We start from the raw sequence: 26998 nt of genomic DNA on the forward strand, positions 1-26998 counted from the left end.
AATGCCTTAAAACCCAATGCAGACTTCAGTGAGGTTTTTGCTCACGCAGAAAAGTATTATCGTGAGCGGGGGGCTTCCTCCGATCTTCAGAATTTCTCCGCTCGCTTCGCCGGATGCCGACGGAGAACTCGAAAGACACGGCTATGGTGTGGCAGAACCTTTGGTGGTCATGGTTGGTCCGGTCACGCCAGGACCGCTTCGTGATGGCATCGGCATCGAAGAGGCTGCAACAATGACCTGGTTGGATCGCATCGCCGACGTCCACAAACTTTCAAAGTCATTGTTCGGCCATCATCACGCTATCATACGTTCAATCGGCGGCCGGGTTGCTTGCGTCAGTGTAGTGCAGGATAGGTCCGCAGTGGCGTTTGGCTTAGGCGTGCTCGAAGCTGCTCACGTGGGCATCTTTACCTGATCGTCAGACCTGAAGCCCGTGGCTGCGGTCACGGCAAAGCCCTGATGAGCGCAATCATGTCATGGGGCCACGCCCAGGGTGCGCGCGGGAGCTACTTGCAGGTCCATAAGGAGAATGCCGTTGCCCGAAACCTTTACGAGCGCTTCGGTTTTGGCGAAGCCTATTGTTACCACTAGTCTGCCCCCCGCTCAACCTAACATTGAGGAGCGGCTTGGTGAGCTCTGAATGTATCAAACTGCGCCACATAACATCGCTGAGTGAGGAAGTTCTGCCTTTGGTGATCAAAGCAGAAGGCCAAGGTCATCAGTCAATGCGACGTTTGCAGAACAACTGGATTGCAGGCACGAACCGCTTTCAGGGTCCGAGTGAATTCTTGTTTGGTGTTTACGGTGACGAGTGATTGATAGCTATAGGCGGCCTGAATGCCGATCCCTATTCTGCCGGCTGTGGCATAAGCTATCTTCGCCATGTTTACGTGATCGCCTCCGCCCGACGCACCGGCATGCCACGAGGTTGGTCACGAGCATCATGGAGGTCGCGGCGAAATCATTCTCCATCATGAGGCTCCGAACAAAAACTGCTGAAGCTGCCGCATTTTACGAAAGGCTCGGCTTTTTGCCGACAACCGAAGATGCCGCGACGCACACAATCAGACTTCTTGCCTGGGGTGACAAGCCAAAGCGGTCTTGCAGAATGACCGCTAATCCCCGCTGGTCGCCTGAAACAGGTCAGTCTCTTCACGGCCAGAACTCCCCAACTGCGGATGCTCCGATAACGAGAATCGTGGGCCCTAGAAGAACCAACCGATGGCAGCGCGCGCGTGTTACCAGACGTGAGCCCGCGAGCACCTGCGTGGTGTAAAAACGTCCCGGTTCAAATCCCACTATGGGATCTGAATTCTGTGCGGCGGGAGATTTGTAAAAGTCTGTTTTTGTGGTGTAATTTGCCGCTGTCGTTGTCAGAATTAACGATCGCGGAAGATGCCGTATCTTGGGGGTGGTTTGGGGGGTATTGGAAACATGGGAAAATCGAAAAATAGTGTGTTTTCATATTATTAATCTCCCATGCTATGTCCTGCCCCCGCAACCATTCGAAATTGCCTATCGTTTCCTGATCCAGATGAACCGCTCGAACCCGCCTGCTTTTTGGCGGGTTTTTTGCGTTCCGCGGCAATCGTCAAAATGCTGGCCAAATCGCCATGGACGTCGACGATCAGTCCATCCCCTTCCGGAATCAAAATGATCCGATCGATCAACGAGCGGATGATCTCAGTAGCGATCAGACGGTTGCATTCATCTTTCGAGGAAAGCGTGCGGGTGAGGTTGTCCAACTGCGCGCGGTAATGGTGGGCCATGCTTGGATGCAGCTGCGGAGGCGGTTCCTGCGCCTGCGATACCTGCGCCTCCAGATCTCGCTTCCTGGCCTCCATCTTGAGCATGCGCTGATTGATCTTGTCGGCATTGCCGCCGGCCAGAATCATATCAACGAGCTTGTCGAGATCGCGATCGATCTTGGAGACTTCGGCGCGCGCGGCCTCGGTGGCTTTGCCGGCATTCTTGCGCAGTCGGTTCATCTCTTGCGTGAACTCTTCACAGAATTCGGCGAAGAGGGCTGGGTCCATGAGGTGATGGCGGAGCGCGTGTATGACACGATCCTCCAATCGATCACGTCTGATCGAGCGCCGGTTGTCGCAGGTGCCCTTGTTGCGCGCAGAGGCACAACCGACCCTTTGTTGCGAAATCAATGTGACGGCACCGCCGCAACAGCCACACTGCAACAGCCCAGACAGCATGTACTTTGGTCGTTTACGCGGCCGTGCCTGTCCCACCGTGTCGACTGAGACCCGAGCCTGGCGGTCTTTGGCCTCATGCCAAAGCTCATCGCCAACGATCCGAAGCTCGGGAACGGCTTGAACAATCCATTCCGACTGTGGATTTGGGCGAGCCTGCCGTTTGCCAGTATCCGGATCCTTGATGAAGCGTTGGCGGTTCCAGACCAGCTTCCCAACGTACATCTCGTTGTTGAGGATGCCGGTTCCGCGCTTGGGATTGCCGTTGATGGTTGAGAAGCCCCAATCGCCGCCACTTGGACACGGAATTCCTTCGCGATTGAGATCGGCGGCGATAGCCCGGCCCGATTTGCCGGCGCAGTATTCGCGGAAGATCCGCCGTACAATCTCGGCTTCCTCTTCGTTGATGGTGCGCGTTCCGCGCACGAGTTCACCGTGCTCATCGAGGCTCTTTACGACATCGTAGCCATACGCATTGCCGCCGCCAGACTTGCCTTGTTCGACACGGCCCCGGAGCCCTCTGCGGGTTTTGTCGGCAAGATCCTTGAGGAAGAGGGCGTTCATGGTGCCCTTGAGCCCGATGTGCAGATGGGTGACTTCTCCCTCCGAGAGCGTCACGATCTTGGTGTCTGCATAGGCCATGCGCTTGAACAGACCGGCGATGTCCTCCTGATCGCGCGACAGTCGGTCCATGGCTTCGGCCAGGATCACATCAAAGCGCCCCCGTGCAGCATCGGCCATCAGCGCCTGGATGCCCGGGCGGAGCAGGGATGCCCCGGACGTGGCATGGTCGGTGTATTCCTCGACGATCTCCCAGCCCTGCTTTTCTGCATGGAGGCGGCAGATGCGCAGTTGATCGGCGATCGAGGCGTCGCGCTGGTTATCGGAGGAGTAGCGAGCGTAAACGGCAACTTTCACAGGAAACATCTCCTGCTTCAGGTATCCGATGGATTGCGTTCCTGAAGCATCTGGGAATAGGTTTCTCGAGCAGCCTGCCGTGCGAGAATGCGCACCAACTCAATCAGCCGGGGATCCCGGCTTGCGTGTGGTGAACTGAACTCCAAGGGCGGCTTGCCCATCCTGCCCGAGCTGCTTTGCTCGTGACGGCTGTGAGCGCTCATTCTTGCGTCACTGGCAGAAGATTGCAAGCCCAATGCGAACGTCGAACGACTTGCGTTCGTCGTGGCGCTGGCAGCCACCTATCAAGGCAGCCGACAGTCCACTGAAGCGCATTCGTTGGAGATAGTTGCGGCACGTGCTTACCCAAATTGGGTCTGACCGCCGGTCGAGACTATTATGCGGATCGGATCCGATGCCAAGGAGATATATTCAGGGGAATGTATCGAAGACTTGTACTTAGTTTTTACCACCAACCATGACGACTCGAGGCTGGTACTGGAACCGCGCATCGAGATGGCGATTCAACGTGAAGTTGTCGTTCGGTCATGTTGTCGATTTGCGGCACGCAACGACGGCAAAGTCGGGCGAACCGGAACGGCTCCTATCGGAAGCGAAATGTTTAGAGCTGCCCTTCATTCATTGCGCGACTTTAATCTGGGCTTCACACGCAGTCATGACGAGTGTCATTATGAACTGATCAAAATCCTGATCATGGAGCTATAAAGGAAAAGACCGTGGCGAATGTGATGATGATCGGCATCCACCCCGACGAAGTCGACTTTTCGGATCCGGCTCTCCCGCTTGGCCTGGACGCAGATAAAATTTTCGCGGGTATTACTCTTAGCCTCGATCAGTTGAAGGCAGCGGGCCATGAGGCATCCGTGGTCTTCGTCTCGGCAGATACCGCCAAGCTGGACGCGCTTGCAGAGGGCTTTGCCGGCAATGCGGTGGATTGCGTGACGATCGGCGGCGGCGTAACCCGACCTCCCAAGAATATGGAACTCCTTGAGGCGGTACTGAACATCATCGCCGGTGCGAATCCGGTTCCGCGTATCGCGCTCGTAGCAAGTCCAGATCAGGCGCTGGCGGCCGTAAACCGGGTCTTACGCTAGAACGACCCTTCCCAGTCACTCAGCCGCCGATTTTCACTCCCCAGGTGCGGCCCGTCAGCTTTTCCGTTCTGGATACCCAAGACTGGCCGTAAAGAGACCGTCGGGCTTTGGCATCGACACGACGACAGCCGCCGTTCGTGGGCCGAAGCCCCCTCCATGAAGCCCGCTTTTTGTTACTGCGGCAAAGTGCAGGGAGTTCTTGCCGAAAATAGTCCCCCAAGTTGCCGTCTATCTGCGATATTTGAGGACAGTAGGATTCAGCAAGAGCTCAGCCGCGCGATTGCACGTTTCAATCGAACTTGCCCGGACAACCGGAAGCAAATTACGGCAAGACCGGCTTCAGCATCAACATCCGCGCCGCACACAAACAGATCGACCGCCGCAATTCCGTTTTCAGGCCAAGTATGGATGGAGATGTGAGATTCCGCCAGCAACGCAACACCGGTAACGCCCATGCCGGGGCCGAAGTGGTGCAATCGGATGTCTATCAACGTCGCGCGCGCGGCGGCGGCAGCTTCACGTAACGTCGCCTCGATCAGCGGAAGCTCGCTCAGTCCGTTGCACCCTTCGATATCGGCGATTAAGTGGAGGCTGTTATCGGGGGTATGCGCCATTTCAGGCAAGACTTTCGAAAGGATGGTCGAGCTCGGAGAGCGCAGCTTCAGCGGCGCAGACGCCGCGATGATGGGCTTCTTCGAATAGCGAAAGGCCGCTCATGTCGGAATGGGCGAATAGGACTGGTGGCTGCGCGGCGACGGCGCCTAAACGTGCAGGATCGGAGAGGAAGCCTGGCGTTGGCCGGATCATCGCATGGCCCCAGCGCCAGACGTCGATGCGCTCTATAACGCCGTCCAGATCGGGGTTCATCGCCAACAGGTCCTCGCGCACCATGGTCTGCCATTCCCGCAGCGGGCGCGTCATCAGGATCTTGCGCGCTTCTGCCGGGCTCTCTTTCGACAACGGCAGATACCATGTCAGTACGGTCGGCCCGCCGTCGTTCGCCTCGCTTTGATGCGTGGCGACCACGTAGCCCAGCGCTTCGCTGGCAGTCGAGACATTGTCCCACGCCAGCGACACGCCCTTGCCTTCGGGATGGCGACCCACGGTGACATTGGCGACCACCCACGGGGCATAGGACATGGCTCCCTCGGCCGCGAATTGCGGGGCAACGCGCGCGGCGACGAAATGCGGCATGGCCATGATTACCGCCTTCGCACGCAGTCGCCTGCTTCTGCGCGCGGTGTGATCGAATAGGTCCACCAACGCGCCGTCTCCATCACGTTCAACGTGAAACACACTGTGCGCCGGTCGCAAGTGCGGGCGGATACGCTGCGCCATCAGGCTGACGAGGCGGCCATTTCCTTCCGGCCATGTCAGTTCGCGGTCGCCGTCGCCCTGGGTCGCCCAGCCCCGACGACCGGCGAAATAGTGGATGCCCGCCCATGCGGAGACATGCTCCGCCTCGCTGCCGTAATCGTCCCGGCAACAGTAGCGCAGATAGGCGCGCAGCACCGGAGAGGTGAAGCCTTCGTCATCCAGCCACTTTGCGAAGCTCACACCATCGAGCGCGCGGAAGATCGGATCGATGCTGGAATAGGCCATCGGAATGGCAAAGGCCGGGCGGCCGTCTGCGCCCACCGCCTTGCGATATGCGTCCATCCGCCGGTCGAACGCTGCGCGCTGATCGCGGTCGGCAGCGGTTACGCCGGAAGTGGGGTAGAGCCCTTCCTGCCAGCGCCCGCGCCACAGCAGGCGCTCCTCCAGGTCGGCGCAGAGCTGGTAGGGATCGTAAACAGGCACGCCTTCCTGCTCGCCCGTCATCATACCGAACTGGCGCAGCATATGGCGCAGCGCCGTTGCCTCGCGATTGGGTACCGGAAGGTAATGTGCGCCCAGCGGATAGGCACTCACGGCATTGCGGCCGGATCGCGCATTGCCGCCGGTCAGGTCTTCCATTTCGAACAGGGCGAAACGATCGAACCCCGCCTCTGCCAGCCGCCAGCCTGCGGCAAGGCCCGCCGCGCCGCCGCCGGCGATCAGGACGTCGATCTCCTCGATCGGTCCTTGCGGCGCGGGAAAGCGGCGATCGCGCAACAAGTGGCCGCGCTGCCAGTCCGCGCCGCCCAGTTTGCCGGCAATCGCGGCTTCGCCGCAGCCGCCGAGCATCGCCGCACCTGCTGCAAGCGTACCGCCGGCCAATAGCTGCCGCCTTGTAGGCTCAGCCTTCATATTTGCCCCATTCCTCGGCGAAGCTGCGCACGAGTGCCTGATTGTCCAACCGGTTCACCGGTGTGGGGCGGCGGGCCATGTCGGGCGGAAAGTCGAACATCGCGCGTTCGCTCGATGCGGTCAGGAAGCGCAGGCCATGCGGCAGGCTCACCGCGTCGGTCAGCGGGCGATGCGCGGCCAACGTGAATCCCCATTCGCCGAAGCTGGGCACGTAGGCATGGTATCCGCGCGAGGAGAGCCCGGCCGCTTCCAGCGTGCTCGCCACCGTCCAGTAGGAGCGCGGAGCGATCAGCGGGGATGTGCTCTGGACTGTCATCACCCCTTCGGGCGCGAGCAGGCGGGACACTTCGCGATAGAAGGTTTCGGTGTAAAGCTTGCCGAGCGAGAACTCGGTGGGATCGGGAAAATCAACGATCACCGCGTCGTACTGCCCCTGCGCCTCGCGCACCCAGCGAAAGGCGTCGGCATTGTGCACGGTGATGCGCGGCGAGGAGAGCGAGTGGTTGTTCAGCGAGGCCAGTTGCGGCGTATCGCGGAACAGATGCGTCATTTCCGGATCGAGATCGACCAGCGTGACATGCCGCACGCGCGGATCGCGCAGCACTTCGCGCGCGGCAAGGCCGTCTCCGCCGCCCAGGATCAGCACTTGCGCCGGATCGGCAACGCGGCCCAGCACCGGCCAGACCAGCGCCTCGTGATAGCGATACTCGTCCCGCGTGGAGAACTGGAGATTGCCGTTGAGATAGAGCCGCAAGTCCTCGCCCCGCCGGGTGATGACGATGCGCTGGTACGGCGTGGAGCGGGCGTGGATCACCGGCTCCCCATAGAAGGCCACTTCGGACCAGCGCTGCATCCGGTCCGCCATGGCAAGGCCGACCAGCAGGCTGGCCGCAACCACCAGCGCCGCCGCCATGTCCGCGCCGATCCGCCGTTGGCGGCGCAGGGCAAACAGCAGCGCCAGCGCGACCGCCACGTTGGCAAGGCCGAACACGAAGCCGGTCCGGATCATGCCCAGCCACGGCACCAGCACCAGCGGGAACAGCAGCGATGCGATCAGCGCGCCGACATAGTCGTAGGTCAGCACGTTGGACACCAGTTCGCGGAAAGCGAAGCGGTGGCGCAGGATGCGGATCAGCAGTGGAATTTCCAGGCCCACCAACACGCCGATCGCCAGTACCAGCGCGTAGAGTACCACGCGGAAATCGCCCACCAGCGGGAACAGCATGAACAGGCCCGCTGCCGACCAGCCGCCCAGCGCGGCGATCATCACTTCCACCCGCACGAAGACGCCGATCTCGTCGCCCCGTACATGGCGCGAAAGCCAGCTGCCCACGCCCATCGCGAAGAGGTAGGAACCGATCACGGTGGAGAACTGGGTGACGCTGTCGCCCAGCAGGTAGCTTGCCAGCGTGCCCGCCAGCAGTTCGTAGATTAGACCGCAGGTCGCAACGACCAGCACCGAAACCAGCAGGATGATCGCGAGCGAGGCGGGGGCTTTGTCATCATCCCCCATGCCCTCACCGCCCGCGGCGAGATCGCTTTCAGCCATGAACGGCCGCGGCGATGATGTTCGAGATGCCGATGGCCACCGCGCCCGCCAGCAGGGCGACGGCCGTGTTTTTGCGCTCGATGATCTCGCGCCAAAGTTCGCCGGGGGTCAGTTTGTCCACCAGCACGAAGCTGACGATGAAGATGACAATGCCCAGCAGAGCATAAAGCAAAGTCGCGAGGAAGACGGAAAGCGTGAGCATGTGTGGGCTCCCAAAAATCGATATTGCCGGAAAAGGACTTGCCGAAAATCACTTGTGCGTGGGGCCGCCGCCGCGTGCGCCGAAGCCGCTGCCAGTGCGAGCTTCTCGCTGCTCGTCGGAATAGGGGGACCAGGCGTAGAAACTCGTCAACGCGATGCCCCCCAGAAGCATCAGGCAGCACAGCACGTGGAAGATCAGGCGCGGGCTCATCGGTTTTTCCAGCCGCGATAAATGGCAAATGCCGGCATCACCATCACCAGAATGCAAAGCGTCCAGAAGTTGCCCTGCGGCATCGTGTTGGTCTGGACGACGATCTCCACGGGCACCGGATTGGGCTTGTCCGCTCCCCACCCGTCATAGGAACCGGCGCTGGAATTAGTGGAAGAATCGCTGGCGGACGTCGATGCCCATGGCGAGGGCGTGCGGTCCGACGGGACGTCGGTGGGCCAGCGGTGCGCGCCGGCGTCTACGAAGACGTCGTAAGAGCCCCTGGGAATGTGCCCGAACTGGGTCGTGGTCCTGGTGCTGCCTTCGCTCCAGGGGCCGTCGCTGTCGCTGCCGGTATAATGTTCGACAAGGCCGTAGGCATCGATGGACTGCCCCGTCGCCCGGTCGACCAGACTGTAATCGAGATCGACCCACTCGTTTTCGATCGTGCTGGCACGCGCGCGGATGCTCACGAATTGCCAGGGACGGCTGACAGTGATGCGGCCCACCCTGATGCCTTCTGCCGTCCGACCGAAGGGCGCTTCGATATCGCTGGTGCCCGCTGCCGATCTGCCCGCGAAGACCCACATCAACAGCGCGGCGGCCAGGATCGTCAGCATCGAAGCCCCGAGCATCGCGGGAATGTCAGAGGCATCGGATCGCCGTTCCGCCTGGAATAGCGCATAGCCGCGACCGCTGGAGTTGCCCCGCTTCGTTTGGGGTGCCGGTTCGGGCATGGAAAGACCGAAAGCGCTTTCCATGTGACCGCCCGACAGCGCGACGAGCTGGGTCCAGTTGATCTCCCCGTCGGCTTCCTCGCGCGAAAGCGTGAAATCCCGGCATGTAAAGGAGGCGCAGAGCGCCCGATCGCCGCTGGCGATGCGCCAGTAGAATTCGCCGATCACCGTGTCGATGCTGGCATCGCTGGCCTCGTCCTCCTGCCGGAAGCGCTGGCCCCGCCACTGGACGGAGCCTTCGCTTTCCTGTGGCCGATCCAGCAGCATCGTGCCGAACTGCCAGTCGCCGTCATACTCGACGAGCCAGCGATAGCCGACATAGGGGTTGAGCAGGAGGTATTCGCGCCAGTTGGACCACGCATCGCTGCGTTCCATCGAGCCGATCACTTCCCACTCGGTGTCGAACAGCTGCCCCCGGCTGCCCAACTGCAGTGTGAAACCGGCGGCAGCGCGGTTGTGCCGTTCGATGATCTGCACTTCGGGCCGCGATACGTCGAGGATCGAGCCGCAATACTGGCAAGCAAGGTTGATCGACCAGCCCGCCGCCCGCACTTCCAGCGTGCCGCCGCAATTGGGGCAGGAGACCGCGCGCACGGCGCTTTTCGGCGGGTTCACCGCATCTGCTCCGGGATCGCCCAACCCTCGATCTCGCTCAATACGCGGGGCGCCAGATCGGAGAGTTCATGCCAGCTGCCCAGCCACGCCGTCGTGCCCTGCCCGTCACGTTGGAGAGACAATGCCTCTCCGCCCGGCGTGCGGAAATCGACATTGGTCATCGTCCAGCCGGCACGCGGCGGAAACGGCAGATCGCCTTCTCCGCCAAGGCATTCCGCCTGCTTCACATCAGACACGGCATAATCCGCACCTTCCAACGTCAGAATCTGGCCCGGGACCAGTTCTCCCCCGTCCGCAAACCGGCGCGCCAGCGGCGCAGCCATCACATCGGGCCGCTCGGCGGTGAGCATGTACATGCCCATCGCCTCCCCCAGCCAGCGCGTCTGCCCATCGGCCGAGGCCAGCAACCATTCGTTCCACGAACCGCCGCTCCAGCCCCAGCGTACCCGGCCGGCGGCAACGAATTCGCTACCGCCGATCCGGAAGTGCGTGCTGATCTGCACCGGGGAAACATCGTCGGGCACCACGGCAACCTTGCCGATCTCCTCGACCGACTGTTCCAGTCGCAGGATCAGAGACTGGCAGTGGCTGCATGTCGTGTAAGGCGCGGAGAGCCCCCGCACAGGCAGGGCCGCGCCGCAGGACGGGCAATTGATCACGCCGGTGTTCCCCCCGAAACTTTCGCGTCAGCGGATGCGCGAGAGCAGTTCGGCCTTCTTGGCGTCGAACTCCTGCTGGCTCAGCGCGCCGAGCGTGACCAGCTTGTGCAGCTTTTCGATGGTGGCGATGGGATCTTCCTCGGAAGCCGCTACCGAGGCTGCAGCCGCCGTGCCCAGTCCGGCGGCCATCGCACTGCCCAGCGCCGTTGCCGCCGCCACGCCCGCGCCGATTCCGGCAACGCCGCCGTCCGCGCCCGCTGCCTGCTCGATCGCCTCGGCCGCCTGAAACCGGGTGTACTGCGCCAGATCACCCAGCACGCGCATCGACGACCCCTTATCGAGATGGGCCTGTACTTCCTCCGGCAGCGACACGCTTTCCACGTAGAAGCTCAGGCATTCGAGGCCCCACTGCGCGAAGGCCTTGTCCACTTCCACCTTGATCCGATCCGACAGCGCCTGCTGGTTCGCCGCAAGGTCAAGAAAGGCGATGCCGCTGCCGCCCAGCGCCGTCGCCAGCGCGGTCTGGATCGCGGCGCGCAGTTGCGGCTCCAGTGCGGCGACCGAAACGCCCGCCAGCGTGCCCAACACACGCGAAACGAAGGGCTCCAGATCCGCCACGCGGAACGAGTATGATCCGAAAGCGCGGATGCGCAGCGCGCCGAACTCGGCATCGCGCACCGTAACGGGCTGAGCAGTACCCCACTTCAGCCCGTGCTGCTCCTTGCGCGAGAGGAACACGACGTCGGACTTGAAGGGCGACTTGAAGCCCTTGTCCCAGTTCATCAGGTTGGTCAGCACCGGCAGATTGGCGGTGTTGAGCGTGTGCAGGCCGGATTCGAAGAAGTCCGCCACGCAACCTTCGTTGACGAAGACAACGGCCTGGCCCTCGCGAACCGTCAGTTGCGCGCCATTCTGAATTTCGCGATCCTCGAAAGGCACGCGCCAGGCGAGTTCGCCCGGGCGTTCCAACCATTCGATGACATCGACGAACTGCTTACGAAGAAAACCGAACATAGGAGGCCCGCACCTTTCGCGACTTACCCTAGAGGCTTTCCCATCCCGTGCAAAGAAGCGCGTGATGTGTATCGCATTATGTAGCCCTTCCGGCCCATCAGAAGATCCCCAAAATTGCGATTTTCTGTCGTCTCAACGGACGGCCAGTTTCAGGCCATTCCGATCGTGGCGAAGACGTCAGTTAAGTTGAAATTTATGTGCCGATGCAGAGCAACAGGACAGGAATATAGACTCCAATCTACCATCGACGGGTGGAGATCCGGAGCAGCCGGTTTTTTTTTGGGTTCAGCACACACGGAGCAGAATGACGGCAATGGGGTGCGCATTTTCGGACAACCAACCGATGACATCGGAACCAACCCACGGAACTTCCGGTAGGTGGCGTCGTCCTTTTCCGCTAGCAGCAGGCTATGAGCATCGTTCAGGTCATACGAACTCGGAACTGCCCCGAAGTGCCATGGAAGAACGGTGGCGGAACGACCCGAGAAATCGCGGTCTTTCCACCCGGCGCGGGCATGGACGAGTTCCTCTGGCGGCTCAGCATGGCAAGAGTGGAGCATGGTGGCGCCTTCTCGACGTTCCTCGGGATCGATAGGACACTTGCGGTGCTGGAAGGCACCTTGCAGCTTGAAGGCGACGGAGTGGATATCCGGCTTGATCCGCAGAGCGCACCCTTTCCCTTCGATGGCGGCGCACAAATATATGGAGAACCTGCGGGCGGTCCGGTGCTCGATCTCAATGCCATGACCCGGCGCGGCGAGTGTACCGTAAAGATGGCCCGCCGGGGGCCAGGCCCAGTCACGGCAAGCTCAAGCGCTTCCTTCCTTGTTCTGCTGGAACCGCAGGATCTGGAGAGTTCGCCAATGGAAGCGCTGGACTGCGCCGTGTTCACTGGCAAGACCTTACTTGAGGGCGACGCGATACAAATTGATTTCATCAGCGAATGCTAAGTTCTTGGCCGAAAGCAGTCTTTCAAGTGGCGGGGCTGGAGCGACGGCTGCTTCCCAGCTTCCGCCTACCGATGCCGACCCTTCCAGGTCGTTCAGCAGCCGATTCCCAATCCCCAGATGCGGACGTTCTGCTATTCCGACAGTCACTGCTCAATAGCAGCCCTTCCATCCTGGGCACTCAGTTCGCAACGGAGAGACGGGGTACAGGCAGCGTTCGCCCCGCCTTAGAGGTCGGAGATATTGCTGAGCCGGACGGACATGCCGTCCGGCTCAGCAAGCCTCATTCCTTCAGCACGAATCTATTCCCAGAATAGACCCGGACCGCATTGCCGCGTTCGAGATCCTGATGGGCCTGCCATTGCAACCTTTTTGCGCCGTCATTGGCTTGCCCACGCCGTTCTTCCAACATGATCGCCAACTTCATCCGAGCCAGCCTTCGGTTGGCGTGTTGGGATCGTTGCTCCTGTGCCGTGGCCACCAGGCCAGTCGGCCGGTGCGTGGCCCGAACCGCACTGTCCGTCTTGTTGACATGCTGGCCGCCTGGTCCGCTGGCGCGCATCGCCTGATAATCGATGTCCTCATCCTGCAGGTCCATGATCGCGTCAGGCTCGGGTGCAAGCGCTACGCCAACAAACCAGTTCCGCCGCTTGTGGCGGGGGCGGAAGGGGCTGGTCCCGATCCACTGGTTGGAACCTATGCGCTTCGCAGCAAAGGCCGATGCTGCCTCGCCCTCGATGCGGAGGAGGATCGAGGACGGCAAATCCTCCAAACCCTCGAGCGCTTCGCATTCAAGACCCATGCCCTTGGCCTCCTTTGCGAAAGCGCGCGCCAGTTGCGCCACTACCCATTGGCATTCCTTGGGGCCTTTGCCCGCCGTGATGTGCAGGATCACTTCGCTCATGCCGCTCTCGTCTTGTAGCTGAGTAGGGGGCGAAGCTTGGCGATGACACGGATCAGGCCGGCTCCCTCCAGATCGGCGATAACCATGCCAATGTCCTTGTAAGCTTCGGGAGCCTCTTCGAAGATCAACTTGCGATCCTCACAGATGACATGGCTGCCGAGGGCGGTGCGCTGCATGTCCGCGACGTTGAAACGGCGCGAAAGGCGGGCATGGGCATCCTTGCGGCTCCACTTGCGGCCTGCGCCATGGGCCAGCGAATGGAGGGCCTTGTCGGCATCTTCCAAGATGGGTTCTACCAGATAGCTGAAGTCCCCTCGTGAGCCCGGGATGGTGACCAAGCCCCGATCAGCAGGCGCAGCCCCCTTACGGTGCAGCCACCCGCTTTGATGCGGCGTCACGCTGTTATGGCAAATGTCCAGCACCGACCGGCCGCCGATGCCAAGACTTTCGCAAAAACGCCGGGCGATGATCTGACGGTTCACAATCGCCCAGCCAAGCGCAGCGTCATGCTCGGCAAGGTAGGCCGCGGCCTCCGGGCTGTCTGCAGGTATTCCATGGCTAATTTCCGGCTGTCGATGGGCTTGTAAGACGGCTTGACCAAGGCCTCGCGAACCGCTGTGCACCATCATCCAGACCCGGTCGTGCCGCAAGCCAAGGGCCGCGAAGCGCGCCTCGTCCTCCACCGCCTCGATCCGCTGGAATTCGACGAAATGGTTGCCCCCGCCAATGGTGCCCAGCGCAGGGCTGGTCAGTTCGGGCGGCGATCCAGCCTCTTTCAGGGCTGCTGCGCCATCGCCCGACCAAGGAGCGTCCAGCCCTTTCAGTTTGCGCTCCACGCTGCCGAGCCGGAACTTGCGCAATGGCGAAGTGGTCTCCCACAATGCCATGCCGCAGCCGATGTCGCTGCCCACCAGATGGGGCCAGATGCGATCCGGCGACCAGAAGGCGGCCCCCACGGCAATACCATTGCCGGCGTGGAGATCGGGCAGGCCGACAACGCGGGCCATACCCTCGTAATTTGCCGTTGCCTGAAGTTGGTCGAGTGACAGCGGATCGAACCGCGATGGATCGTTGGCGATCAGGGAGATCGGAGTCATTGTGCGCCTCCCCGGTCATTGACCATTCCGGAGATCAGCATCGCCTCAAGCACGGACATGTCCTTGAGAACCCCGTCACGCGGATCGACGAACAGCTCCCGACGCCGGAACCACTGCCTCCGGCGGCCGAGAACCTGGCCTTTAAACATCCACTCGCCATAACGCCCGATTGAAATACGGGTCAGCACGAAATCCTCGAGATGTTCGCGTACGTGCATCTTGACAGTGCTGCCCGTGTCGAGCTTCGCACAGATCTCGCTGAAGACGGCGTCCCACTGGCGTCCACGCTGGCGCCGCAGGTAGCGAACCAACGGGGCAAGGTTCTCGTTCAATGACTTGATGTAGGGCGCACCGATGCGGGCATGGCGCTTGAGACCGATATGGCGTGCGTCTGCTTGAGGCATCCTTTTTAATTTGGGAGAAGTGGCGTGGTTCGCACCCCAGCGGGGGCGTTCGACGATCACCTTGAACATGTCATCACGCATGACAAGCCTCCCCGAAAAGAGGTGTGACGACGACGGAAAGTCTCGAAAAATCAGCGGCGCGCGGGCCGCGAAAAGCAATCAGGCGAGAAGTGTCGCCCTTGAGGCAGTTGCCCATGTAATCTGTTCCTGAACACAGGGGAATGAGAAGTTGTTTTCGTCGCGGTCAAATGCTGCGCGCATGATCTTCTCCTTTCCTCGTTCAAAAACAGGCCGATATCGGCTGGCGCCCATTTATTGCAGATTGCCAATAGACGCAAGGCCCGAGGCCGAACGCAATCGTAACAGGCAACGGATCCCAGCGTTTACGACCCAGTGTCGCCGTTCAGCGCTTCATTGCGGCTTCCCAACAGCGGTCATTGCCAATTGGTAGACGCGATCTCGATATCGCCATCAAGGATTTGGACCTGGCCCATCGCGGAAGCACGTCGGCCGGCATGCTCAATTTCGTCAATCTCAACAAATACTCCCCGACGGGTCGTATCAGGACATGGCCGCCGGAGCGCCGCCCGACACTACGCCCTGCTCGCTATGGACGCAATTCAGAGGCGATGCTCTTTTTGCCACGCCGCTCGGCCGGAAAACAGGATGTCGACCACCTCGTCGGCATAGTTCGCGATCATATGTTCGGAGGGCTCAGCACCACCCAGGGCGGGTTTGGGCTGGAAAGCGGTCAGCATGCCCATGAAGATGGCGGCCAGTTGACGGGGATTTTCAATGACCAGCCCCTCCTTCGCGCCAAATTCTTCCATTTGCTGTTCCAGAACGTCGATCATCCGATTGTCGCGTATGGCCTGCATCTCTTCGGCCACGAGGCGGGCGCTGCCCCAACATTCCCGGATAAGATTCCCGAAGGCCTTCACTTCGGCATTTTCGCTCCAATGCAGCGCGGACCGCGCGAAATAGCGCAACCGACCTTCCAGCGTCTCGCCGCGCGGCGCCTCGCGCTGCTGCGCCATCAGCGACCATGTCTCGACACGTTCCTGCATCATGGCGCGCAACAGGGCGACCTTGTCGGCATATCGTTGATAGAGCGTCGCTTTGGTGACCCTGGCGCGACGGGCGATCGCCTCCATCGTCGCCCCTGCCACACCGTTCGTCAGGAAGCAGTAGCGCGCAGCGTCGAGAACGCGGCGGTCGATCGCCTGCGCCTGTGCACGCGAGGGTCGTCCCCTTCGCGGCTTGTTTTCCAAGACGTCTGATCGGGTCGTTGCGCCGTTTTCCTGTTGCACCGCTTCCATATCCCTTTCCCTGGCGCAAATGACCAGCCCTCCCGGCCCCTAAAACCAATGATGCGAATGAAGAAGGCCCGCCATATCTATACCTATGGTATATTTAATTGACAGATCGTGTTCCGCCGTTGATATCAGATGGCAAGACGATCGGGGGATCGAGGATGAGACAGGCTGCGCCGGCATCGTCGCGTCTCTTTGCCCGGGGGCATAGCGGTAGGGCCCATTTCCCCGTGCTGCCGGGCGCGCGTAATCCAGCTTGCGCCCGATAGAGGCGTTTTCCGTTTTTACGGGGGGACCGAATATGAACAACGGCGACCGGATCGATAGCCTTACATGGGAAGGCGAAAGCGGCTCAGTTGCGCTAAGCAGGCGCGGCATACTCGGCCTATCGGCCGCGTTCGTCGGAACGGTCGGTGCGCTGCCCGCCAAGGCGCGCGAGATGACGCAGGCTGCGTCTGCCCCCCCTGACGGAGCCGTTCACCTCCCCGCCCGGACCATCGCGCCGCCGTTGTCGATCAGCGATGCGGCGCGCGCCTATTTGCGTAAGGGCGCCGATAATCCGCTCGAACCCTATCCTCCCGTCAGCGACGCCGCGGCGTGGCGCAAGAAGATCGCCGACCATGACGCGGGGATGTTGCGCATGATGAATGACGGCGATCTCGTCCTCCCCGGCTTTACGGTGGAAGACCGTATGATCGGTGCGGCAAAGGTCTATGTCATCACGCCGCCCGCTTCCGCTCCGAACCAGGGCAAGCCGCATCTCAGCATCCATGGCGGCGGCTGGACCAGCCTGGGTGGCAAGATCGCCCGCGTTCTGTCGCAGGTGCAGGCACAGCAATATGGCGGCATCGTTTATGCCGTCGATTATCGCATGCCGCCGGATCATCCCTTCCCCGTGCCGCTCGACGATTGCCTCGCCGTCTACCGGGACATGGTCGGGCGCTATCATCCCGACCGGATTCTGGTTTCGGGCGGTTCTGCAGGGAGCAATCTGGCGGCTGCGCTAATGCTCAAGGCGCGTGATGCCGGATTGCCGCGACCCGGCGCATTGCTGCTCGATACGCCAATCGTGGATTTGACGGGCGCCGGCGACAGCCTGCAGACCAACCAGCATCTCGACACGCTGCTGAAAGTCTGGTCGCAGGATGCGAATGTCGCGCTCTATGCCGGGCGGGCGAACCTGTCCGATCCCTATCTCTCTCCTCTGAAGGGCGATCTCTCGCGCGGTTTTCCGCCGACCTATCTGCGGACGGGAACGCGCGACCTGTTCCTTTCCGACACTGTGCGTTTCCACGCGGCTCTGCGCAAGGCGGGCGTCGTGGCTGATCTCTATGTCGGGGAAGCCATGCCGCATGGCGGTTTCGGCGGGAGCACGCCCGAGGATGCGGACGCGGTCGCCGACGCGCTCCGCTGGCTCGCCAAGCACTGGATGTAAGGGAACTACAAATGTTGCGAAGACGTGGCGGGATAGCGTGCTGGCTATCCTTCTGGTCGTTCGCTTTCGACTTTGGCTTTTGCCTGAACTGCAGAAAGACGACAAAATGAAAAGATTATCGCGTTTTGCATGGTTGGGTGCGACGTCGATATCGCTGCTGACTCTGGCCAGCGGCGCCGTGGCGCAGAACGACCCGTCGGCCTCGCTGACCGTGAACGCAGATCGTCCCGGCCCGATCATCAGCCGCAACCTGTTCGGGCAGTTCGCCGAGCAACTCGGACAAGGCATCTACGAAGGCGTCTGGGTCGGCAGGAATTCCAAGATACCCAATGTCCGCGGTATCCGCAGCGACGTGGTGCGGGCCCTGCGCGCCCTGAAAGTCCCCAATGTCCGCTGGCCCGGCGGATGCTTTGCTGATCAATATCACTGGCGCAACGGCATCGGCCCTGGGGCGAAGCGGCCCGCCACCTACAACATCAACTGGGGAGATCCCGTCGAGCCGAACCAGTTCGGCACGCAGGAATATATGGATTTCATCGGCCAGATCGGCAGCGAGGCCAACATCACGGCCAATGTCGGCAGCGGCACCGTGCAGGAAGCCGCCGACTGGCTGGAATATCTGACCACCGACAAGCCGACCACGTTGGCAAAGGAGCGCGCCGGCCCTTCATCCGCTTGTTCTGGTCCGGGTTCCTGAGATCGACGAAGGCCGAGCGCATGCCTACGTTCACGTCGATCACCAGCGCTTCATGCTCGAACGACTGATCTCGAGCGATGTGCAGGACTTGCGCGCCATACTCGGCCAGCGTGCGCGACGAACAGGTCCCGGCGATGACATGGGTGTTGGACATCACCCGCACGCCCGACAGCGGCTGTGCCGGATGGGGCGCCCACGGAACCGGAGCGCTGTCCGCGATCTTGACCATCTCGACAAGCGGGGCCTGTGCGAGGGCCTGCCCTTCGGGATGAGCGAGCCATTCCGCGCGGGTGCGGTGCACAACACCGACGCCGCCCGCCGCGTTCAGTTCATCCTCGAATTCGAAGGCGTTCACTTGCTTGAAGGCCTTGACGATATTGTCCCGTCCGGGAGGACACTTGAGCGCTTGGAGCGCTCGCTCGTTGAGGTGCGGGTAAGCGCCGGTAACATTGAAGAAACGGCCGTCCTTCGTTTCGAACGGCACGAAAGTCATCGGATTGCCCAGGCCGACCGGCGCCTGCAACATCAGGCCGTTGACCGTGGGGATCACGAAATCGCGCGGGATCGGATCGGCGGCGGGAACGGTGCCCTCGCGCTGCGCCATCAGCAGGATCGCGCCGATCAGCGGATTCACGTTGTAAACGGATTCGCGCAGATCGACGGTCAGGTCCTGCCCCTGTCCGGTCCGCTCGCGCCAGATGGCCGCCGCCCCCACCCCTGCGCCCATCGCCGGTATTGCCATGCAGGCCCCAACCCGGAAATGACTACGGACAATCGGATCCGCGCCGGTAAACGTGACCTTGCCACCGCCGTCTGTGGCGCTGCTGCCAATCTCGTGCATGAAGCTTGCGAAAGTGCGGTTGATGTCAAAACTGTCAGCCGCCGATGCCGTCGACGATATGCCCGAAGACACGATTGCCCCTGCGGCAGCCATCCCGCCGATCTGGAGTACCTCACGGCGAGACACGCTATCTGAAGCTGACATGATTAACCTCCTCAAGCACAATCCAAGTATTTGTGGTTAAAGGCATTTGAGGTCGTTGTTGATCAATTTGAACACATTCGAATAAATCGTCAAGTGACTACTAATGAACTTTACGATCAAACTGAATAATGCTTCTTAATTTCATAAGATTTTGTTATTGAAGATTTTTGCAAAATGGCCCTTGGGTTTTTGGCCAAATGGAGGCGAACATCCGCGCAAATGGGCAGGGAGCGGTGTTCCAATCGGGTCTGCGAACACGCATCAAAGAGGTACTCGAGTCGAAGATTAGCGATCTAAAATCGCCGAATATTTACGGGACTTGTCGTGAGCGAAACGCCTGAGGCACGCACGAGGCTGACCCCACTGATCGCGGTTGCCCTCGCGGGACAGGCGATCGGCTACGGGCTTTCCGTCCTGCTGGCACGACGGCTCAGCTTTCAGGAGTTTGAGGCCTATGTTGTCGCCTCTGCGGCATTCGTCCTGCTCGCGACCTTCGCTCCGCGCGGAGTCGAGAAATATGCGCTGGTGCAACTCCCGGTCCTGCTGGAGCGCCGCGAATGGGGCCTTGCGAAGGGTTTCCTGTACTTCGGCGCGCGGCGCACCATTCTGACCGCGATAGTCACCGGGGTACTGCTTGCCCTGTGGAGCAGCTGGTCTCGGACGTCCGGCGATGCGGTTCGCCTTGCCCTGATCGCGACCGGCCTGTCCCTGCCGGGAGGCGCATTGACGCACTATGCAATCGAAGTACTCAGCGCCATGGGGCGACCTGTTCGGGCACTGACGATCTTCAAGCTGTTTGTGCCGGGGCTTACCCTCGCCCTGATTTCCGCGCTGCTACTGCTGACGGTTCGGATCGACGGCACGGTGGCAGTGGCATGCTGGGGAGTTTCATGGGCAATCGCGCTTGCACTCATGATACGTGCAATCGGTGAGGCCACGCCGGCGGCATTGCGGTGCGCTACCCCCATCGCGGAACCGGGGGCCTGGCGCGCCGAGGCTCGACCATTTCTCATCTACCGACTGGCGCTGGCGCTGTTGGGCCAGGCCGGAGTGATCGCGCTCGACCTGCTTCAGCCTTCGGCCGTTGCCGTGGGCGCCTATGCAGCAGCAACGGGTACGGCGGCATTGGTGTCCATCCTCGCGGCCGCCACCAATCGCGCCTATGGCCGCGAACTGGTGTTGCGCCTCAACCGGCGCGATTTCGACGGACTGAACCGCGCGCGCCGCCGCCGCATCCGCATGCTCGGCCCGGTCGTGGCCCTGTTCGCCTGCGCCGCCCTCGCGTTTCCGGAACGGATTCTGAGCCCCTATGGCGCGATCTTTGCAAAGGAGGGCGCCAACGCCTTCAGAATTCTTGCTGTGTCGACGGCGTTCAGCGTCACCCTCTCGCTGGCGCCGACATATCTGAAGGCGCGCCAGCGCAACCGACCGACCTACGTCATCGTGACGGTCGCGGGATTTGGGCAGTTGCTATTGCTACTGACCCTGGTTCCGCGCTTTGGTGCCACCGGTGCGGCGCTTGCCCATGCGCTTGCAACGTGCGGCCTATATGGCGTGTCTGCCCTGATGGCCCATCGCGAGCTGATAGAAGTGCGGAAGAATCGTACCATACGTAGCCAGTCCGAAACGGGCGCATAACTGCCACACATCGTTGAAAGCAGGATGGTCGACGGCAATCTCGCGCTCGAACAGAGACCGCATGCCGACAAATTTTGATTGGGCACTTCTGGATAGATCGGCCCCCGATTCCCACACGACCACGTGAGGGTTTTTTGAAGCAGCGCCGCGGCCGCAGATAGCTTGCGGCCACGGTTTGCTATTTGGCAGCGATACCCAACATCCACGTCATAAGGGCGGTCAAGACCACTAGTCATAAGCCGCCTTTAGCAGGGGTCGCGACAATGAACGTACGGCCGCTCTGCAGCAGCCGGCTTGGAGCCAGGAACGGCGGCTATGTTGGCGAGGGCGGTCAAAACCTGACGCAGTTACCTTTGGCTAGGTCGCCACTTCTTCGATCGCGTCGACGCGGCTGGGGTAAAACGCCACATGATCCCTGATATCCGACACCGCGTCATATGGGTCTTCGTACGTCCAAATCGCGTCAATTGACCGTTCCCCGCCGGTGGGAATGCTATAGTAAGCGGCTTCCCCTTTGTACGGGCAGTAGGTCGTTGTCTCCGAGCGCAAGAGCAACGACATGTCGACGTCCACACGCGGGATGTAAAAGACCGGCGGATAGGAAGCTTCGCGCAAGGTCAGGACGTTGGTGCTGTTGGCGATCTCGCGATCACCCAACTTCACCACAACACGGTTGCCGTTCCGCTCGATCGTGATGGGGTGATCGGGCCCCGGTATCTTGATTGTCTTGGTCGACATGGGGATCTCCATTGACGTTATAATCAGACAGGACAGGCTGTACCGAACATGGGGAGGCTGCCGAGAGATATCAGGGGCGCCGCTTCATCCTGGAGCACGTCCCAACGCTCAACGAGCAGGCATCGACGATGCGCAGGACATCGACCGCAATCCACGCCGTTGGTCGGCCGTTCCCGGAAAAGCGGCCATGCACCATCACATGCTCACCCTCGGCCAGAATTACCCCGTGCTCATAACACAATGTTGGCGGGGCGTTGCGGATCAGATCGAATAGTCCGCCGCGCCCGGGTGAGATTTGCGCGCTGTGCTGAATATGGTCGGGCGAGCAGAAGCGTTCGGCGACAGCATAGCCCCGACGATTGGACAGGGTATCGAAAGCCTCGATCACGAGGGCTTTGGTGGCGGCTTCCTGAGCGGTCGCCATTGCCTTCTCCTTGGAAAGCGCGTTCGCCAGGGCGATCGCGCCGCGGATCGATGGGTCAGGCGGAAAAGCTCTCGCGAGTTGTAAGCGCTTCGTACCAGCGCAGGATCGCGACGTCCGTGTCAGGGATGCCGAATTGGAGGGCGTTGGTTGCGAAATCGATGGTCACGAAGGCGGTGATGTCGGCCGCCGAAAAAGCGGAGCCCGCGACGAAAGGCTGCTCGCCGAGACGCGCCTCGAGGTCGGCATAGAAATCCCGCACGCGCGCCATCCCGCGATCGACCAGCGCTGGTATCTGCGCGTATCCATGCGGGCCGGCGATCGCGCGGTCCTTGAGCCCGGCAGCGCGATTGCGGACGGTCTCCATCACCGGCGCGAAACCTTCCAGCTCCATCCGCCGCTCCCACATCTGGATCAGCGCCTTCTCTATAGAGGTTGAACCAAGCAGCGGCGTTTCGGGAAAGGCCTCGTCGAGATAGCGCATGATGGCGGGCACCTCGCCAATCGCGGTGCCGTCCTCCAGCACGAGCGTGGGGACGACGCGGCGCGGGTTGATCGCAGCATAGGCGTCGGCAAACTGCTCCCTTGCACCGAGATCGATCGGCACTTGGGTGACGGTGATCCCTTTCTCGGCGAGAAAGATGCGGACCCGGCGCGAATTGGGCGAGCCATTCGATTGGTAGAGTTTCAGATCGGCGTTCATGGCAAAAAATCCTTCGGGCAATGGGGGAGTCAGATCTTCGAGCCGCCATCGACATGGACCGTGTCGCCGGTGATCCAGCGCGCCCGATCGGAGGCGAGGAAGGCGATGGCTTCGGCGATGTCCTCCGGCTCTGCCAGGCGCTTCAGCGCCTGCATGCCAAGTGTGAAGTCGCGACCCTGGCCGGTCTTGGCGAAGCTCGACATGTCGGTCGGGACCACGCCTGGGGCGACCGCGTTGGCACGAATGCCCCTGCCGCCGAGCGCGACGGCGAAATGCTTGACCAACGTATCGATCGCCCCCTTGGTCGCTGAGTAAGCGGAGAGGTCGCCGACCGCGGCGTCTGCCGCCAGCGACGACAGCAATACGATGCTCGAACGCTCCCCGAGGATCGGCAGGAGTTGCTGGACGAGGAAGAAGGGGGCGCGGACGTTTACCGCGAAGAGCCTGTCGAAATCCTCGATGGTCGTGTCCTCGATCGTCGCCGAGTGACCGACACCGGCGTTGGCGACGAGGATGTCGAGACGCTCACCGACGATCGTGCGGACCTGCCGGGCGAGATCGTGCGGGCCGCTCGGGGCCGAGAGGTCGGCGCCGAGCGCTTCGGCACGGCCACCGGCATCACGGATTTCCTGGACGACTGCCTTCGCTTCGTCAGCGCCGCGGCCGTAATGGACGAGAACCTGCGCGCCGGCCTTAGCGAGCACTATGGCGGTGGCGCGGCCAATACCGCGCGAGGCGCCGGTGACGAGGGCAGTCTTGCCGTTGCAGTCTTGCATCTTGGGTCTCCTTGGGGCGTGAGAAGCCGTCCCGCGCCAGCCCCCAGGGATGGCGCCGTTCGGTCAGCAAGAGGTTGGGTGGGTGCTTGGGGTGTCAGGCGTTCAGGAACGTCGTGGCGTGCGCCACGAACAGCTTCGGATATTGGTAGAAGGAACCGTGGTTCGAGTCCGGGTAGAGGATGAGCTGCGCGTTCGGCAGGTTCTGCTGCAGCGTGTAGCTATGCTTCGTCGGGATGATGACGTCGTTGCTGCCCTGAACGATGAGCACCGGGAGGGTCATCGTCTTGAGATAGTCGAGCGCGTCGGCGCGGGGTGCGACGTGCTTGCCGATTGCCTCGCCCTGCGCGGCGATCGTCTGCTCGGTGACTGTGGCATCACGGTCCTCGCGGCGCAGCTTGCGCTCGATGAACGCATGGCCGGCGGCCTGGCTGGTCTCAGACGGGGTGAAATGCACCTTCAGCCAGAGATGCTCAGGATTGTCATACTGCTCCGAGAAGATCGCGTTCGACTGGCTCTCCGACATGTCGTTGCCGCGATAGCCGGTGCCGACCAGGATCAGCTTGCGCACCAGATGGGGCGCCTGCAGCGTGATCTCCTGTGCGACGAAGCCGCCGATCGAGAAGCCGAGCACGTCGACCTGGGGCAGACCGAGCGCCCGGATGAAGGCTACCGCATTGGCGCCCATCTCCGGGAAGCTGGCGGGAGTCTCGCCCGAGGAGCCGGCGACGCCGGCATTATCGAACAGGATGACCTCGCGGGTCTTCGCTAAACCGTCGGTCACCGCTGGATCCCAGTAGTCCATGGAGCCGGTGTAATGCTGGTTGAATACGAGCGGCACGGTGCCGGGCTTGCCGAACCTGCGATAGGCGAAGCGGATGCCATTAGCCTCGGCGAACTGCGTCGGGACGGTGTCGTAGGTATATTCGGTCATGACGACCTCCATGCGTAAAAGGGAAGGGGGGCGATCAATGGGCCTTCAGCCCGTGGGCGATGCCGAGCGTGTCGAGCAAATCCTGCGGTTCGAAATAGGCGACCCAAATCGAGCGAGCCTTGCCGTCGGTGACTGCCCAGTGCTCGGAGATCTTCAGCATCTTGTCCGTGCCGGTGATGCCGATGTTGATCAGGGCAACGACCTTGTCGCCTTCAGCCACTAACACCTCGTAGCTGAAGCGCGCGAAATCGAGCACCTCCGGCAATTTCGGCAGCACCTCGTCGCGGAAGAAGGCCGCGCCGAGATGCACACCGCCCCACGGCAGATAGTCGGGCGCGGTCGTGGTGAAGTCAGAGTGGAGATAGGGCGCGAAGTCTGTCAGGCGACCTTCCTTGCCGGCCTGATAATAGGCGTCGACCACGGCTTTGGCGGTGAGCATGTCCATATCGAATACTCCAATGCGCGGTTCGTGCGAGGTCAGCCGGCGGTCTTGCCGCCATCGGCGGTGAGCACCTGGCCGGTGATGAAGGACGCGGCGGGCGACGCGAGGAACAGGATGGCCGCGGCGATCTCAGCCGGCTTGCCGACACGACCCATCGGGACCGAGCCCGCCAACACAGACTTGACCTCTTCAGAGCCGGTAAAGCGGTCGAGCATGCCCGTATTGGTCGGCCCCGGCGCGACGGCATTCACTCGGACACCGTGCCGAGCTGCTTCAAGCGCAACAGAGCGGGTCAGACCTTCGACCGCATGCTTGCTGGCGGAATAGATCGACGCACCGGCGGCGCCCTCATGGCCGTAGGTAGAGGAGACGTTGACGATGCTGCCAAAGCCCTGTCGCTCCATCACGCGCAGCTCGTGCTTGAGGCTGAGCAGCGTGCCAAGGACGTTGGTGTCGAAGGTCTTCGCATAGCTTTCGGCGGTCTGGTCGCCGATCGGGCCGGGCGTGCCTTCCGTCCCGGCATTGTTGATTGCGACATCGATGCGGCCAAACCGGGCGACGGTTGCATCCACAAGCACGCGGACATCGTCCTCGTGGCGGACGTCGGCGCGTACGAAATCCGCCTGGGCACCTAGGCTGCGGAGTTCCGCGACCAATGCCTCGCCAGTCTCGCTGTTGCGACCCGAAACCATCACGTCATTGCCTTGGCGAGCGGCAGCGATTGCCGCCTCGCGGCCGATGCCGGTCAGGCCGCCAGTGATGAGGATGACTTGCTTTTCCATTTCGATCTCCTCGAATTCCTGTGATGAAGACAAGGATTGCCGTTCACGGAAACGCTGTCTCGCGCTCCATGCTCTAACCGGCTGCCCATGCTTCGATGGTGTGGAGATAGGCCGTCATTGCCCCGACGGAAAAGACTTTGTATGTCCGTGAGCGATACCTCATAGGCATGGCTTCAATGGAACTCCGACATCTTCGTTATTTCGTGGCTGTCGCCGAAGAGGGTAGCCTCACGGTTGCAGCTGAAAAACGCCTGCACACCGCGCAGCCCTCGCTCAGCCGCCAGCTCCGTGATCTCGAACAGGAGGTTGGTGCTCAGCTCTTCACACGCGGGGCGCGCGGGATCGAACTGACGCCGGCCGGGCGCGCTTTCCTCGACCATGCCCGGCTCGCACTTGGTCAGGCCGCCGAAGCCGTCGCCGCGGCCCGCCGCGCCGCACGGCCTGCAAAAGCAACGTTCGCGGTGGGCTTCCTCACCGGTCAGGAAGTCGACTGGCTTCCGCACGTCACACAGATCCTGCGTACCGAGCTGCCGAAAATCGACTTCAAGGTGTCCAGCCTCTACTCGCCGGACGTTGCTGACGCCGTCCAGAGCGGCGAGCTCGATCTCGGATTCATGCGTGTCGAGCCTCGACCAGACGTGACCTATCAGGTGGTGGCGAGCGAGAGACTGGTCGCCATCCTGCCGAGCGACCACCGGCTCGCAAGCGGGACGGAAGTTAGCCCCGCCGATCTCGTCGGCGAAAACTTGATCGGCTTCTCAGACGTCCCGCACATCCTGCGGGACGTGGTCGACACGTATCTCCGGCAGAAAGGCGTCGGCGTCGAACCGAGCCATCGCATCGACAATTTTGCGATGGGGATTTCGCTGGTTGCCTCCACTCGGGGAATCGCGCTCCTGCCGGCCTATGTCGAGCCGCTGCTGCCTTGGTCGGTTGTCAGCAGGCCGCTCTCGGGCGACCCACCAACTATCGACCTTGCTGTCGGCTATCGCCGCGACAACCAGTCTCCAGTTCTCGCGACATTCCTCGCGGGGATCGATCAACTGATAGCTGCTGGTCCCGCCGGCTTACGCAATTCAGGATAACTGCCGCTCAGCCACAACAGAACCGCTGAATCGGCCCTTGCCGGTCACACAGCGCTCGAGTTTCGCTCCCCAGGAGCGGGCCGGCAGGTTTCCCCGTGCCTTACCGGGGAGTCGGGCCGTTAGCGGACGACCCATGTAGAGTGGATAAGTTGTACAACCGGTTGTAGCCTCACCCTACTAGGCTGTAGACTCATAAACGCGAAGCCACAGCCGTATTGAAGCGAGTTGAACCATGGCAAGGAAGTTCTCGGCCAGTTTGTCGTAGCGGGTTG

At 61.6% G+C, this 26998-nt stretch carries 28 protein-coding genes and 1 pseudogene; 6 read left to right on the forward strand and 23 right to left on the reverse strand.

From position 1 onward, the window contains the following. The first annotated feature begins 16 nt into the window (after positions 1-16). Positions 17-415: a hypothetical protein gene (locus tag EDF56_RS24185; protein ID WP_165912366.1), complete on the forward strand. Its 399-nt coding sequence runs from the start codon at positions 17-19 to the stop codon at positions 413-415. A gap of 307 nt (positions 416-722) precedes the next feature. On the opposite strand, the gene EDF56_RS26135 is transcribed toward EDF56_RS24185, so the two are convergent. Both EDF56_RS26135 and EDF56_RS24195 read right to left on the reverse strand, forming a co-directional pair. Continuing rightward, positions 723-884, reverse strand: a complete 162-nt coding sequence (locus EDF56_RS26135) for a hypothetical protein (RefSeq protein WP_165912367.1) — start codon at positions 882-884, stop codon at positions 723-725. A 585-nt stretch (positions 885-1469) separates the two neighbouring features. Further along, entirely contained in the window at positions 1470-3122 is a 1653-nt protein-coding gene (locus EDF56_RS24195) for a recombinase family protein (RefSeq protein ID WP_132392462.1), read from the reverse strand. Between the two features lie 716 nt (positions 3123-3838). Here EDF56_RS24195 and EDF56_RS24205 point away from each other — a divergent pair. Then, a complete protein-coding gene (locus tag EDF56_RS24205) occupies positions 3839-4216 on the forward strand; it encodes a hypothetical protein (RefSeq protein ID WP_132392466.1) in 378 nt (125 codons plus the stop codon). Between the two features lie 257 nt (positions 4217-4473). Here EDF56_RS24205 and speD read toward each other — a convergent pair whose 3' ends face one another. From speD to EDF56_RS24240, 8 genes are read right to left on the reverse strand one after another with little or no spacing between them, the layout of a single operon-like run. Then, positions 4474-4830 (reverse strand): adenosylmethionine decarboxylase, encoded by a 357-nt coding sequence (gene speD / locus EDF56_RS24210; RefSeq protein WP_132392512.1) that lies wholly within the window; start codon positions 4828-4830, stop codon positions 4474-4476. Between the two features lies 1 nt (position 4831). Further along, on the reverse strand, positions 4832-6445 hold the full coding sequence (locus tag EDF56_RS24215) for an FAD-dependent oxidoreductase (protein WP_132392468.1): 1614 nt from the start codon (positions 6443-6445) through the stop codon (positions 4832-4834). After that, positions 6435-7994, reverse strand: a complete 1560-nt coding sequence (locus EDF56_RS24220; RefSeq protein WP_132392470.1) for a polyamine aminopropyltransferase — start codon at positions 7992-7994, stop codon at positions 6435-6437. The genes EDF56_RS24215 and EDF56_RS24220 overlap by 11 nt, the downstream gene beginning before the upstream one ends. Next, positions 7987-8196: a DUF350 domain-containing protein gene (locus EDF56_RS24225; RefSeq protein WP_132392472.1), complete on the reverse strand. Its 210-nt coding sequence runs from the start codon at positions 8194-8196 to the stop codon at positions 7987-7989. Before EDF56_RS24225 ends, EDF56_RS24220 begins: the two co-directional genes overlap by 8 nt. A 48-nt stretch (positions 8197-8244) precedes the next feature. Continuing rightward, a complete protein-coding gene (locus EDF56_RS26140; protein WP_165912368.1) occupies positions 8245-8406 on the reverse strand; it encodes a hypothetical protein in 162 nt (53 codons plus the stop codon). Further along, positions 8403-9755 carry a DUF4178 domain-containing protein gene (locus EDF56_RS24230; RefSeq protein WP_132392474.1) on the reverse strand — a complete coding sequence of 451 codons (1353 nt, stop codon included), beginning with the start codon at positions 9753-9755 and terminating at the stop codon, positions 8403-8405. The genes EDF56_RS26140 and EDF56_RS24230 overlap by 4 nt, the downstream gene beginning before the upstream one ends. Next, positions 9752-10414, reverse strand: coding sequence for a DUF4178 domain-containing protein (locus EDF56_RS24235; RefSeq protein WP_132392476.1), 663 nt, complete (start codon positions 10412-10414; stop codon positions 9752-9754). The genes EDF56_RS24230 and EDF56_RS24235 overlap by 4 nt, the downstream gene beginning before the upstream one ends. A gap of 27 nt (positions 10415-10441) precedes the next feature. Next, positions 10442-11428 carry an SPFH domain-containing protein gene (locus EDF56_RS24240; RefSeq protein ID WP_132392478.1) on the reverse strand — a complete coding sequence of 329 codons (987 nt, stop codon included), beginning with the start codon at positions 11426-11428 and terminating at the stop codon, positions 10442-10444. Positions 11429-11838: 410 nt separating this feature from the next. Here EDF56_RS24240 and EDF56_RS24245 point away from each other — a divergent pair, with 410 nt between their 5' ends. After that, a complete protein-coding gene (locus EDF56_RS24245; RefSeq protein WP_132392480.1) occupies positions 11839-12378 on the forward strand; it encodes a HutD family protein in 540 nt (179 codons plus the stop codon). 280 nt (positions 12379-12658) lie between these two features. On the opposite strand, the gene prfH is transcribed toward EDF56_RS24245, so the two are convergent. From prfH to EDF56_RS24265, 4 genes are all read right to left on the reverse strand, one after another. Then, entirely contained in the window at positions 12659-13279 is a 621-nt protein-coding gene (gene prfH, locus EDF56_RS24250) for a peptide chain release factor H (RefSeq protein ID WP_132392482.1), read from the reverse strand. Next, a complete protein-coding gene (locus EDF56_RS24255; protein ID WP_132392484.1) occupies positions 13276-14376 on the reverse strand; it encodes an RNA ligase RtcB family protein in 1101 nt (366 codons plus the stop codon). The genes prfH and EDF56_RS24255 overlap by 4 nt, the downstream gene beginning before the upstream one ends. Beyond that, entirely contained in the window at positions 14373-14861 is a 489-nt protein-coding gene (locus EDF56_RS24260; protein ID WP_132392486.1) for a hypothetical protein, read from the reverse strand. The genes EDF56_RS24255 and EDF56_RS24260 overlap by 4 nt, the downstream gene beginning before the upstream one ends. 539 nt (positions 14862-15400) lie before the next feature. Further along, positions 15401-16099, reverse strand: coding sequence for a TetR/AcrR family transcriptional regulator (locus EDF56_RS24265; protein ID WP_132392488.1), 699 nt, complete (start codon positions 16097-16099; stop codon positions 15401-15403). A gap of 295 nt (positions 16100-16394) precedes the next feature. Here EDF56_RS24265 and EDF56_RS24270 point away from each other — a divergent pair, with 295 nt between their 5' ends. Beyond that, complete coding sequence (locus EDF56_RS24270; RefSeq protein ID WP_243652831.1) at positions 16395-17528, forward strand: alpha/beta hydrolase; 1134 nt, start codon at positions 16395-16397, stop codon at positions 17526-17528. 563 nt (positions 17529-18091) lie between these two features. On the opposite strand, the gene EDF56_RS26700 is transcribed toward EDF56_RS24270, so the two are convergent. Beyond that, entirely contained in the window at positions 18092-19210 is a 1119-nt protein-coding gene (locus EDF56_RS26700) for a CoA transferase (protein WP_132392490.1), read from the reverse strand. 324 nt (positions 19211-19534) lie between these two features. Here EDF56_RS26700 and EDF56_RS24285 point away from each other — a divergent pair, with 324 nt between their 5' ends. Beyond that, positions 19535-20848 carry a polysaccharide biosynthesis C-terminal domain-containing protein gene (locus tag EDF56_RS24285; RefSeq protein WP_132392492.1) on the forward strand — a complete coding sequence of 438 codons (1314 nt, stop codon included), beginning with the start codon at positions 19535-19537 and terminating at the stop codon, positions 20846-20848. Positions 20849-21205: 357 nt separating this feature from the next. Here the strand turns inward: EDF56_RS24285 and EDF56_RS24290 are convergent, their stop codons facing one another. The 7 genes from EDF56_RS24290 to EDF56_RS24320 all read right to left on the reverse strand — a co-directional run bounded on the left by EDF56_RS24290 (position 21206) and on the right by EDF56_RS24320 (position 25641). Beyond that, positions 21206-21586 (reverse strand): DUF427 domain-containing protein, encoded by a 381-nt coding sequence (locus EDF56_RS24290; RefSeq protein WP_132392494.1) that lies wholly within the window; start codon positions 21584-21586, stop codon positions 21206-21208. A 70-nt stretch (positions 21587-21656) separates the two neighbouring features. Further along, positions 21657-22010 (reverse strand): hypothetical protein, encoded by a 354-nt coding sequence (locus EDF56_RS24295; protein ID WP_207905047.1) that lies wholly within the window; start codon positions 22008-22010, stop codon positions 21657-21659. 55 nt (positions 22011-22065) lie between these two features. Continuing rightward, a complete protein-coding gene (locus EDF56_RS24300; RefSeq protein WP_132392496.1) occupies positions 22066-22710 on the reverse strand; it encodes a glutathione S-transferase family protein in 645 nt (214 codons plus the stop codon). A 29-nt stretch (positions 22711-22739) separates the two neighbouring features. Then, positions 22740-23486, reverse strand: coding sequence for an SDR family oxidoreductase (locus EDF56_RS24305; RefSeq protein WP_132392498.1), 747 nt, complete (start codon positions 23484-23486; stop codon positions 22740-22742). Between the two features lie 94 nt (positions 23487-23580). Continuing rightward, the gene (locus EDF56_RS24310; protein ID WP_132392500.1) at positions 23581-24417 is read right to left on the reverse strand and encodes an alpha/beta hydrolase; all 837 of its coding nucleotides are present in this window, start codon (positions 24415-24417) and stop codon (positions 23581-23583) included. A gap of 34 nt (positions 24418-24451) precedes the next feature. Further along, complete coding sequence (locus EDF56_RS24315) at positions 24452-24862, reverse strand: nuclear transport factor 2 family protein (protein WP_132392502.1); 411 nt, start codon at positions 24860-24862, stop codon at positions 24452-24454. Between the two features lie 32 nt (positions 24863-24894). Continuing rightward, positions 24895-25641, reverse strand: a complete 747-nt coding sequence (locus EDF56_RS24320) for a glucose 1-dehydrogenase (RefSeq protein ID WP_132392504.1) — start codon at positions 25639-25641, stop codon at positions 24895-24897. 167 nt (positions 25642-25808) lie between these two features. On the opposite strand from EDF56_RS24320, the gene EDF56_RS24325 reads away from it, so the two are divergent. Then, positions 25809-26726: a LysR family transcriptional regulator gene (locus EDF56_RS24325; protein WP_243652832.1), complete on the forward strand. Its 918-nt coding sequence runs from the start codon at positions 25809-25811 to the stop codon at positions 26724-26726. Positions 26727-26903: 177 nt separating this feature from the next. Here the strand turns inward: EDF56_RS24325 and EDF56_RS24330 are convergent. Further along, positions 26904-26998, reverse strand: a pseudogene (locus EDF56_RS24330) (IS5/IS1182 family transposase); the annotation flags it as partial.

The sequence above is a fragment of the Novosphingobium sp. PhB165 genome (assembly GCF_004341845.1).
GTDB lineage: Bacteria > Pseudomonadota > Alphaproteobacteria > Sphingomonadales > Sphingomonadaceae > Novosphingobium.